The sequence below is a fragment of the Paracoccus sp. UBA889 genome (assembly GCA_002294185.1).
In the GTDB taxonomy this organism is placed as follows: domain Bacteria; phylum Pseudomonadota; class Alphaproteobacteria; order Rhodobacterales; family Rhodobacteraceae; genus Paracoccus.
In genome coordinates this window covers 5,045-15,196 of record DBFD01000036.1, presented here as the reverse complement: position 1 = coordinate 15,196, position 10,152 = coordinate 5,045, and the positions used below count along the sequence as shown (strand labels likewise).

The following is a 10,152-nucleotide window of genomic DNA, read 5'->3' as shown; positions in this document are numbered from 1 at the left end:
GAAGGGCCGGATCTCGCAATAGACGTTCAATTCGCGCAGGCGGCGCGCGATCAGTTGCGTCACCTGGGATCCGAAATCGACGATCAGAAGGCGCTGGTGCTGGGTCATGGATGCGCTTTAAGGGCGGTTGCGCAGCCGCGCAAGAGGGGCGGCGCGTGAGCACCCTCTGTCGCAGCGCGCTCTTTGGTCGGGCCGCAAATGCGGCGCAGGTTCGGCGCGGGCACGGCCGCCGGGGGCCGATCTACCGCTCGGGCACCAGCCCGCGGGGCGCGAAGCGCAGCACCAGCAGCAGGACGAGGCCCATCGCGATGAAGCGCATCTGGGCCGAGCTGTCCAGAAGATGCGCCTTCAACCCGCCATCGGGCAGGGGCAGGACCAGCAGGCCCATCAGCGCCGGTCCCCAGACCTCGGCCTTGATCCACAGGAACCAGATCAGGACCGCGCCCAGGACCGCACCCCAATTGTTGCCCGACCCGCCGACGATCACCATGACCCAGATCAGGAAGGTATAGCGCAGCGGGTTATAGCCGACCGGCGCCATCAGCCCGTCCTGCGTGATCATCATCGCCCCCGCGATCCCGATCACGGCCGAGCCCAGCACGAAGACCTGCAAATGCCGCGCGGTGACATCCTTGCCCATCGCCTCGGCCGCGGTCTCGTTGTCGCGGATGGCGCGCATCATCCGCCCCCAGGGCGATTTCAGCGCCAGTTCGGCCAGCAGGATCACCACCAGCAGCACCACAAGAAACAGCGAGAGATAGCTGATCTTGACCCAGATGCCGGATGCCTCGGCCGCGCTCATCGACAGGCGGTTGGCAAAGCTTTGGAAGGCCGGGTTCTGTTGCAGGTCGATCTCGTAGGCGACGGGTCGCGGGATCGAGGTGACGTTCTTGACGCCACGGGCCAGCCAGTCCTCGTTCTTCAGCACCGCCACGATGATCTCGCCGATCCCCAGCGTCGCGATCGCCAGATAATCCGAGCGGAGCCCAAGCGCGACCTTGCCCACCGCCCAGGCGGCGGCGGCGGCAAAGACCCCGCCCACCGCCCATGACAGCAGGACGGGCAGGCCCAGGCCGCCGATATTCCCGTGGCGGGCGGGGTTGTTGGCCTCGATCGCGATGACGGCCGGGTCGAAGATGGCGCGATAGGCGATGAAGCCCGCAATCAGGATCGCAAGCAGCACCAAGCCGCGCAGCCGCCCCCGGGCCATGCGCTTCCAGGCCTGCGCCGCCAGCGCCAGCGTGCCAATGCCCAGGGCAAGCCCCAGCAGGATGCGCGGGCCGCCCGCCTGCCATGCGCCGTCCACCGGGGCGGTCGCGACCAGGACCGGCGCCAGCCCGCCAAGCGCCAGAAAGCCCACGACGCCCACGTTGAACAGGCCCGCATAGCCCCATTGCATGTTCACCCCAAGCGCGGTGATGGCCGAGATCAGGCCCATGTTCAGAATGCCGAGCGCAGTGTTCCAGCTGCCCGAAAACATCGCGTTGCGCACCGTGCCCTCCAGCACGAACAGCACCGCAAGCGCCAGAAACAGCAGCGGCGCGCGCCAGCGGCTGGAGGTGTTGGCCTGACGAGTGTTGGACATGGCGACCCCCTTCTAGACCGACCTGCCGCGGAACAGGCCGGTCGGCTTGAACAGCAGCACCACGATCAGAATGACGAAACTGACGGCGAACTTGTATTCGGTGCCCAGAAGCTGCAGCAACCCGCCCGGCTGCCAGTCCGGGAACAGATAGCCCACCACTTTCAGCCATGGATAGGTGATCGCGACCTCGGAAAAGGCCACGACGAAACCGCCGGCGATGGCGCCCAGCGGACTGCCCAGGCCGCCGACGATGGCGGCGGCGAAGATCGGCAGAAGGATCTGGAAATAGTTGAAGGGCTTGAACGCCTTGTCCAGGCCGTACAGCACGCCGGCGATGGTCGCCAGGCCGGCGGCGATGATCCAGGTCATGCGCACGACCTTGTCCGGGTCGATGCCCGACAGCAGCGCCAGATCCTCGTTGTCGGAATAGGCGCGCATCGCCTTGCCCGACCGGGTGCGATTGAGGAACCAGAACAGCGCCCAGACCACGATCACCGCGACCACGACGGTCAGCGCCTGCGTCGATTTCAGGGCCAGGCCCTCTTGCAGGCCGGTCATCGCCTTGAAGTCGCGCACATTGATGACAAAGCGGGCGCCGTCCGCGAAACGCTGTTCATCGACTCCGATCAGCAACCGGGTCAGCCCGTTCATCAGGAACATCACGCCGACCGAGGCCATGACCAGGATGATCGGCGCCGCTCTCTGGACGCGGTAGAATCGATAGACCGCCCGATCCGTCACCAGCGCCAACGCGGCCGTCGCCGCAATCCCAACCGGCAGGGCCAGCAGCGCCGTGGGCAGCGGCCCCAGCGAGACGCCAAGCGCCTGCAGGCCCCAGGTGACGAGGATGGTGACGGCGGTGCCGAACGCCATCGTGTCGCCATGGGCGAAGTTCGAAAAGCGCAGGATGCCATAGATCAGCGTCACCCCGAGCGCCCCAAGCGCCAGTTGCGCGCCATAGGCCGCGGCGGGAATGAACACGAAGTTCAGGAACACGACAAGGGCGTTCGCAATGTCCATGTCTCAGCCCCCCAGGAAGGTGCGGCGCACCTCGTCATTGGCCATCAGTTCCTTGCCGGAACCGGTATGCGCATTGGCGCCCTGGACCAGCACATAGGCCTTGTCGGCGATCGCCATGGCCTGTTTGGCGTTCTGTTCCACCATCAGGATCGGCAGGCCGCCGCGCGCGATGGCAATGATGCGGTCGAACAATTCGTCCATCACGATCGGGCTGACACCGGCCGTCGGTTCGTCCAGCATCAGCAGGCTGGGTCGGGTCATCAGGGCGCGGCCCACGGCAAGCTGCTGGCGCTGGCCGCCCGACAATTCGCCCGCCGCCTGCCGGCGCTTGTCCTTCAGGATCGGGAACAGATCATAGACCTGCGCCATCGTATCCGCGATATCGTCGTCGCGGATGAATGCGCCCATTTCAAGGTTTTCTTCGCAGGACATTGATGGGAATGTGTTATTGACCTGCGGAACAAAGCCCATTCCGGCCCTGACGCGATCCTGCGGGTTCAACGCGGTGATGTCGCGGCCGTCCAGACGGATACTGCCTTCGCGCAGATCCAGCATCCCGAAGATCGCCTTCATCGCGGTGGATTTGCCGGCGCCGTTCGGACCCACGATGACCGCGATCTCGCCCTTTTCGACGGCGATGGTGCAATCGTGCAGGATGTCGGGGCCGCGCCCGTAGCCGCCGGACATGCCTTCGCCGATCAGGAACGGATCGTCCCTGCGGCCCGGCCCGGCCGCCCCGGATTTGCGGCTGCCCTCGAAGGTTCCCGCGGGGCGGGGATTGACCACCGAGGCGTCGCGGTTGCCGCGATTGCCGAAAGCCTGATCGCTCATGCGCCCACCATGTCCTTGTTCTTCAGCCCGGTGCCCAGATAGGCCTCGATCACCTCTTCATTGCTCATGATATCCTTCGCGCTGCCCCGCGCCAGCACGTGACCCTGCGCCATCACGATGACCGGATCGCACAGCTTGCCGATGAAATCCATGTCATGTTCGATCACGCAGAAGGTATAGCCGCGCTCGCGGTTCAGGCGGATGATGGCATCGGCGATGGTGCCCAGCAGGGTGCGGTTGACGCCCGCGCCGACCTCGTCGAGGAACACGACCTTGGCATCGACCATCATCGTGCGGCCCAGTTCCAGCAGCTTTTTCTGCCCGCCCGACAGGTTGCCCGCCTTTTCATGGCTCAGGTGACGGATGGTCAGGAAATCCAGAACCTCATCGGCGCGCTTTCGCAAGGCCGCCTCTTCGCGGTCGATCCGGCCGCGCTGGAACCAGGTCTTCCAGATCGTCTCGCCGCTCTGACCGCCGGGAACCATCATCAGGTTCTCGCGGACGGTCATCGAGGCGAATTCGTGGGCCAGTTGAAAGGTGCGCAGCAAACCCTTGTGAAACAATTCATGCGGGGGCAGGCCGGTGATGTCCTCTCCATCCATGAAGACGCGGCCCGAGGTGGGGGCAAGATCGCCCGCGATGACATTGAACAGCGTCGATTTTCCCGCGCCATTGGGGCCGATCAGTCCGGTGATCGAGCCGGTGTCGATGGTCAGGCTGGCGCCGTCGACGGCGCGGAAGCCGCCGAAATGTCTGTGCAGGTCTTCGACCCGGATCATGGTTCCGTTCCCATCCTCGTCTTGTCCGGTGAATCATGACCGCCCCGGGCCGTGGCTGTCACGAAAAAGCTGCGCCCTGGCCGCCTCGTCCCGTTCCGGCTCCACCAAGATCGGAATTCGCCCCGAGACGCGGCAGCACCGGGGGGCGTGCGGTTTCGATCCTGGGCCTTTTCCATCCCCGGCCCTGAAAAATGGCCCGGCACCGCGCGGGTGCCGGGCCGGAGCAACGGGTTGCGGTTCAGCGATAGCCGACGACTTCCATCTTGCCACCGTCAAAGGTGACTTCACGATAGATGCCGGCGGATTCGCCTGCGCCGACCAGTTCGACCGAGGTCGCGCCGACATAATCGATGTCGCCCCCGCCATTCAGGATCTCCAGCGCCTTGGCCAGTTCGCCGGGCAGGATCTTTTCACCCGGCGCATTGGCCACATCCATGATCTTGCCCTTGTATTCGGCCGGATCGCTGGATTTCGCGGCCGCCATCGCCAGCAGCATCAGCGATGCGGCGTCATAGGCCTCGGCCGAGAAGGCGCCGGTGCCGTCGAAGCCCGCTTCCTTGGCCATCGCGACATATTTGTCGCGGCCCTCGCCTTCGGCGGCGGGGTTCTGCCCGAAGCTGCCGTCGATCTCGGACTTGAAATTATCGACAAGCTGCTGGCCGACCATGCCGTCGGGGAAGACGAAGGTGTCAAAGGCGCCGGTATCCAGCGCCGCGCGCACGATGCCCGAGCCGCCCTGATCGACATAGCCCGCCACGACCAGCGCGTCGCCGCCCGCGGCGGCCAGCGCCGCGACCTCGGCCGAATAATCGGCCTTGCCGTCGTCATGGGCGCTGTTCACGGTGACGGTGCCGCCCTTCTTCTCGAACGCGGCCTGGAAACTGTCGGCCAGCCCCTTGCCGTAATCGTTGTTGGTATAGGTCACGGCGACGTTCTTGATGCCGCGGTCCAGGATGATGTCGGACATCACCTCGCCCTGACGCGCATCCGACGGCGATGTGCGGAAGAACAGATCGTTGTCTTCGATCGTGGACAGCGCGGGCGAGGTGGCCGAGGGCGAGATCATGACGATGCCGTTCGGCTTGGCCACGTTTTCCAGCGAGGCGATGGTCTCGCCCGAACACATGCCGCCGACGATGCCCTTGACCTTTTCGGCGGTGATCAGGCGCTCGACGGTCGCGGTCGCGGCGGCCGCGTCGGCGCAGGTCGAATCGCCCTCGACCGGGGTCACGGTCGATCCGTCCAGCAGCAGGCCGGAATCGCTGATTTCCTTCATCGCCAGTTCGGCGCCGTCGCGCATCGCGGGCGCCATCGATTCCAGCGGGCCGGTGAAGCCCAGCGAAATCCCCATCTTGATCTCCTCGGCGCCGGCGGCACCGGCGATCAGTACGCCGGCGGCACTGGCCAGAAGCAGCTTCTTCATTGACTTTTCTCCCAGTTGGAACGTTGTCCTGCGCGTCAGGTTAGAAGCCCGCTGCCCAAAAGAAAAGCACGATGTCGCAACGTCACGCCTGCCTGTTCGGGCAGGCTTGGGGCGTCGCGGTCAGGTGCGGCGGCGCGCTTGCGGCGATCAGCGCCAGCCCAGCCGTTCCCGGCCCCCGCCCAGCAACAGGCGCGGCAGAGAGGCCAGCAGCCAGCCCAGAAGAAATCCGATGCCCGCGGCAATCAATCCCGCGCGGGTCACGGGAAACGCGGGCCGGAAATCGCCCCAGGTGGCCTTCAGCGTCTCGCTGTCGCGCAGGCGATGGGGCAGGGCCATGCGTTCCAGCGGACCGGCCAGCCGCAGCATCTGCAAATCGGCGCGCGCACGGTCCAGCCGCCGGAAGGTGCGGCGCATGTCGGCCTGATGGGCGTCGCGGAAGGTGCTGCCCGACAGGTCGGCCAGCGCCTCGACCCGTGTCAGCCCGGCGCGTTCGGCACTGGCGTCGAATTCGGCGGCGACACGCGCCAGGGCATCGACCCGACCGCCAAGGCGCTGGACATACTGATCCGAAAAGGCCGGGAACTGCGACAGCGCGGCGGCAAATGCCACCGCCACGACCAGCCGCAGCAGCCCGATCACGGCGCCGGGGCCGGCATCGCGAGGATCGGGCGATAGACCCCGGTCACCCGCGCGATGGCGTCCTTGGGCGACATTTCCTCGCTGTCGCCGGTCTTGCGGCAGGTCAGTTCGACCCGGTTGTTCGACAAACCGCGCGGACCGACGGTGATCCGCCAGGGCAGGCCGATCAGGTCCATGGCCGCGAATTTCGCCCCCGCCCGTTCGTTCCGATCGTCATAGAGCGGGTCCAGCCCGCGCGCCTGCAATTCGGCATAGATCGCCTCGCAGGCGCTGTCGGTCGAGGAATCGCCCTGCTTCAGATTGACAAGGCCCACATGGAAGGGCGTCACGCCTTCGGGCCAGATGATGCCCTTGTCGTCGTGGCTGGCCTCGATGATCGCGCCCAGCAGGCGGCTGACGCCGATGCCGTGGCTGCCCATGTGGACCGGAACCCTGGCGCCGTCGGGGCCGACGACGGTGGCGCCCATCGGTTCGGAATACTTGGTGCCGAAATAGAAGATCTGGCCGACCTCGATGCCGCGGGCCTGGCGGCGGCGTTCCTGCGGGATCTGATCGAACAGTGCCGGGTCGTGGGTTTCGTCGGTGCGGGCATAGCGGCTGGTGAATTCGTCCATCACCGCCTGGCATTCCTCGTGGCTGTCGTAGTCGATCTGCCGGTCTCCGAAGGTCAGGTCGGTGATTGCACTGTCATAGAAGACCTCGGATTCGCCGGTCTCGGCGAGGACCAGGAATTCATGCGTGTCGTCGCCGCCGATCGGACCGCTGTCGGCGCGCATCGGGATCGCCCGCAGCCCCATCCGTTCGTAGGTGCGCAGATAGCTGACCAGGTGCCGGTTATAGGCGTGCAGCGCGTCTTCCCTGGTCAGGTCGAAATTATAGCCGTCCTTCATCAGGAATTCCCGGCCCCGCATGACCCCGAAACGTGGCCGGATCTCGTCGCGGAATTTCCACTGCACGTGATACAGGGTCAGCGGCAGATCCTTGTAGCTGTTCACGCCCGACCGGAAGATGTCGGTGATCATCTCCTCATTGGTGGGCCCGTAGAGCAGATCGCGCTTGTGGCGATCACGGATGCGCAGCATTTCTTCGCCGTAATCGTCATAGCGGCCGCTCTCGCGCCACAGATCGGCGGGCTGCAACGTCGGCATCAGCAGCGGAACATGGCCCGCGCGCTGCTGTTCCTCGTGCACGATCTGTTCGATCCGGCGCAGCACCTTGTAGCCCATCGGAAGCCAGGAATAGATGCCCGCCGCCTGCTGCTTGATCATGCCCGCACGCAACATCAGCCGATGGCTGACGATCTGGGCCTCTTTGGGATCCTCTTTCAGGAGGGGCAGGAAATAGCGCGACAGACGCATGGGCGGAATCCTTCACCTGGCTCGGCCGCAGCGTTAGCGGATCGGCCGCCGGTTGCCAAGAACCGGCCGTCTCGCGGCAGGCGAAGCCTTGCAACCGCGGCTTGAGACAGCCACATTCGCGACAATGTGAACATGACGAGGCCGGCAATGCACATGCCCGTTCAGCGGCAACTGATCTGGTGGGGCGTCGCGGCGCTGGCCCTGCTGATCGCCATGTGGCTGCTGGGTCAGGCCGTGCTGCCCTTCATCCTCGGGGCGGGCATCGCCTATCTTCTGGATCCGCTGGCCGACCGGCTGGAGCGGGCCGGCCTGTCGCGGACCATGGCGGTTGCGGTGATCACCCTGGCGGCGATCCTGCTGTTCGTTGCCGTGAGCCTGCTGATCGTGCCGATCCTCGTGCGGCAGGCGGTCGCGCTGATCGACACCGCGCCCGAGATGTTCGATCAGGCCCGCGCTTTCGTCACCGCCCGGTTTCCGCAACTGATGCCCGAAGACGGCACCGTCGCCTCGGCGATCAGCGATCTGGGCAAGGCGATGGGCGACCAATGGAGCCGGATCGCCCAGACCATCATGAGCTCGCTCGGCGGTGTGATCAGCACCGTGGCGCTGCTGGTCATCGTCCCGGTCGTGGCCTTCTATCTGCTGCTGGACTGGGACCGCATGGTATCCGAGATCGACCGGCTGCTGCCGCGCGAACACGCCCCGGTCCTGCGTCGGCTCGCATCCGAGATCGACCTCGCGCTGTCGGGATTCGTGCGCGGGCAGGGGTTGGTGATCCTGATTCTGGGAACCTGGTATTCCATCGCGCTGATGCTGGTCGGGCTGCCCTTCGGCTTCTTCATCGGGATCATGGCGGCGGCCTTGTCCTTCATCCCCTATGTCGGGGTTCTGATCGGCGGCATCACGGCGATCGGCGTCGCCCTGTTCAGCTTCTGGGGCGATCCGCTATGGGTTGGCGCGGTGATCGCGATCTTTGCGCTTGGACAGGTGGTCGAGGGCAACTACCTGCAACCCAAGATCGTCGGCGGCCATGTCGGGCTGCATCCGGTCTGGCTGCTGCTGGCGCTGTCGGTCTTCGGCGCGCTGTTCGGCTTTGTCGGCCTGGTCATGGCGGTTCCGATGGCGGCGGCGCTTGGGGTTCTGGCCCGCTTCCTGACCGAGCGTTACCGCGAAAGCGCACTTTATACCGGCCAGACCGTGCCGGCCGAACCGGACACGCCGACGCTGGTCGAGATCGTGCCGCGCGGCACCGTCGCGAAGGCGCTGGTCGAGGCGCGGTTGCAGGCCGACCGCAGCCTTGCCGCCGCGCAGATCGAGACGATGCAGGAAGACCTGCGACGCGACCGCGAGGCGTGAGGCCAGGATGTCGCGGCAACTGACGCTGGATCTGACCACCCCGCCGGCCCATGCGCGCGCCGACTTCCTGCCTGCTTCGGCCAATCAGGCGGCCCTGGCGATGCTGGATTCGCCACAGGCATGGCCGCAGGGACGGATGTTGCTGATCGGCCCGGAAGGGGCGGGCAAGACCCACCTCGCCGCCTTCTGGGCGGCCGAGAACGGCGCGCGCCGGCTGTCGGCCGCCAGCCTGCGGCCGGACGCGGCCGATGCACTGGCCGCTGACGGCGGCGCGCTGGTCGTCGAGGATGCCGATCATGCGGGCTTTGCGGCCGGCGCCGAACAGGCGCTGTTCCATCTGTGGAATCTTTGCGGGCCACGCGATTGCCTGCTGCTGATGACCGCGCGCCGGGCGCCGCGCGACTGGGGGCTGGTGCTGCCCGATCTGCGTTCGCGCATGGACGCGATGCCGCAGGTCCGACTGGGCCCGCCGGACGAGACGCTGCTGGCCGCCGTGCTTGTCAAGCTGTTCGCGGACCGGCAACTGGCGGTTCCGGCCGGGCTGATCGACTGGCTGGTTCTGCGCATGGACCGCGATCTGGGGCTTGCCCGGCGCCTTGTCGCGGCGATCGACCGCGCCGCGATGGCCGCGCAGGGCCCGGTGACACGCCGGATGGCGGCCGAGGCGCTGGACATCCTGACGCCTGCCGAGGCATGATCGGCGCCGTTTCCCAGCATTGTTGCAGACGCGATGACCCAGGCCGATTTTCTCCGCCATCCCTTTCCCGAACCGCAGGACCTGCCCGGAGGCCCGCCGCAGGGGGCGGCGCGGTTCTTCAACCGTGAAATCAGCTGGCTGTCCTTCAACTGGCGGGTTCTGGACGAGGCGCGCAATGCCCGCGTTCCGCTGCTGGAACGGCTGCGCTTCGTCTCGATCAGCGCGACCAATCTGGATGAATTCTACACCGTCCGCGTGGCGGGGCTGCGCGAACTGGTGCGCGAGGGAAACACCACGCCCTCCGACGACGGACGCACCGCCGCCGAGCAACTCGCGCTGATCAACACCGACGCCCGCCGCCTGATGAGCGCGCAGCAAGGCGTCTGGAACCGCCTGCGCCGCGAGATGGAAGAGGCCGGCATCGTCATCCTGTCGCGCAGCAACATCACCCGCAGCGAAGAGGA

Annotated in this window: 9 protein-coding genes and 1 pseudogene; 3 read left to right on the top strand and 7 right to left on the bottom strand. The window is 66.3% G+C overall.

From position 1 onward, the window contains the following. Positions 1-241: 241 nt before the first annotated feature. The 7 genes from B4L36_RS06225 to proS form a co-directional block, all read right to left on the bottom strand. Positions 242-1,585, bottom strand: coding sequence for a branched-chain amino acid ABC transporter permease (locus tag B4L36_RS06225; RefSeq protein ID WP_292953960.1), 1,344 nt, complete (start codon positions 1,583-1,585; stop codon positions 242-244). A 12-nt stretch (positions 1,586-1,597) separates the two neighbouring features. Then, positions 1,598-2,605 (bottom strand): branched-chain amino acid ABC transporter permease, encoded by a 1,008-nt coding sequence (locus tag B4L36_RS06220; RefSeq protein WP_292953957.1) that lies wholly within the window; start codon positions 2,603-2,605, stop codon positions 1,598-1,600. A gap of 3 nt (positions 2,606-2,608) precedes the next feature. Beyond that, entirely contained in the window at positions 2,609-3,436 is an 828-nt protein-coding gene (locus B4L36_RS06215; RefSeq protein ID WP_292953954.1) for an ABC transporter ATP-binding protein, read from the bottom strand. Next, positions 3,433-4,215, bottom strand: a complete 783-nt coding sequence (locus B4L36_RS06210; protein WP_292953951.1) for an ABC transporter ATP-binding protein — start codon at positions 4,213-4,215, stop codon at positions 3,433-3,435. The genes B4L36_RS06215 and B4L36_RS06210 overlap by 4 nt, the downstream gene beginning before the upstream one ends. Positions 4,216-4,453: 238 nt before the next feature. Further along, positions 4,454-5,638, bottom strand: coding sequence for an ABC transporter substrate-binding protein (locus tag B4L36_RS06205; protein ID WP_292953948.1), 1,185 nt, complete (start codon positions 5,636-5,638; stop codon positions 4,454-4,456). A 147-nt stretch (positions 5,639-5,785) separates the two neighbouring features. Further along, positions 5,786-6,277 (bottom strand): DUF2937 family protein, encoded by a 492-nt coding sequence (locus B4L36_RS06200; protein ID WP_292953945.1) that lies wholly within the window; start codon positions 6,275-6,277, stop codon positions 5,786-5,788. Further along, a complete protein-coding gene (gene proS, locus B4L36_RS06195) occupies positions 6,274-7,635 on the bottom strand; it encodes a proline--tRNA ligase (protein ID WP_292953942.1) in 1,362 nt (453 codons plus the stop codon). Before proS ends, B4L36_RS06200 begins: the two co-directional genes overlap by 4 nt. Before the next feature lie 132 nt (positions 7,636-7,767). Here proS and B4L36_RS06190 point away from each other — a divergent pair, with 132 nt between their 5' ends. From B4L36_RS06190 to B4L36_RS06180, 3 genes and pseudogenes are all read left to right on the top strand, one after another. Next, a complete protein-coding gene (locus tag B4L36_RS06190) occupies positions 7,768-8,991 on the top strand; it encodes an AI-2E family transporter (protein ID WP_292953939.1) in 1,224 nt (407 codons plus the stop codon). A 7-nt stretch (positions 8,992-8,998) separates the two neighbouring features. Further along, the gene (locus B4L36_RS06185; RefSeq protein ID WP_292953936.1) at positions 8,999-9,688 is read left to right on the top strand and encodes a chromosomal replication initiator DnaA; all 690 of its coding nucleotides are present in this window, start codon (positions 8,999-9,001) and stop codon (positions 9,686-9,688) included. Between the two features lie 33 nt (positions 9,689-9,721). Then, positions 9,722-10,152: pseudogene (locus B4L36_RS06180) on the top strand (RNA degradosome polyphosphate kinase); the annotation flags it as partial.

Excerpts from the sequence above, each read along its gene's own strand:
- proS (WP_292953942.1), bottom strand. The coding sequence starts at position 7,635 with ATGCGTCTGTCGCGCTATTTCCTGCCCCTCCTGAAAGAGGATCCCAAA.
- B4L36_RS06190 (WP_292953939.1), top strand. The coding sequence starts at position 7,768 with ATGACGAGGCCGGCAATGCACATGCCCGTTCAGCGGCAACTGATCTGG.
- B4L36_RS06225 (WP_292953960.1), bottom strand. The coding sequence starts at position 1,585 with ATGTCCAACACTCGTCAGGCCAACACCTCCAGCCGCTGGCGCGCGCCG.
- B4L36_RS06205 (WP_292953948.1), bottom strand. The coding sequence starts at position 5,638 with ATGAAGAAGCTGCTTCTGGCCAGTGCCGCCGGCGTACTGATCGCCGGT.
- B4L36_RS06220 (WP_292953957.1), bottom strand. The coding sequence starts at position 2,605 with ATGGACATTGCGAACGCCCTTGTCGTGTTCCTGAACTTCGTGTTCATT.
- B4L36_RS06210 (WP_292953951.1), bottom strand. The coding sequence starts at position 4,215 with ATGATCCGGGTCGAAGACCTGCACAGACATTTCGGCGGCTTCCGCGCC.
- B4L36_RS06185 (WP_292953936.1), top strand. The coding sequence starts at position 8,999 with ATGTCGCGGCAACTGACGCTGGATCTGACCACCCCGCCGGCCCATGCG.
- B4L36_RS06215 (WP_292953954.1), bottom strand. The coding sequence starts at position 3,436 with ATGAGCGATCAGGCTTTCGGCAATCGCGGCAACCGCGACGCCTCGGTG.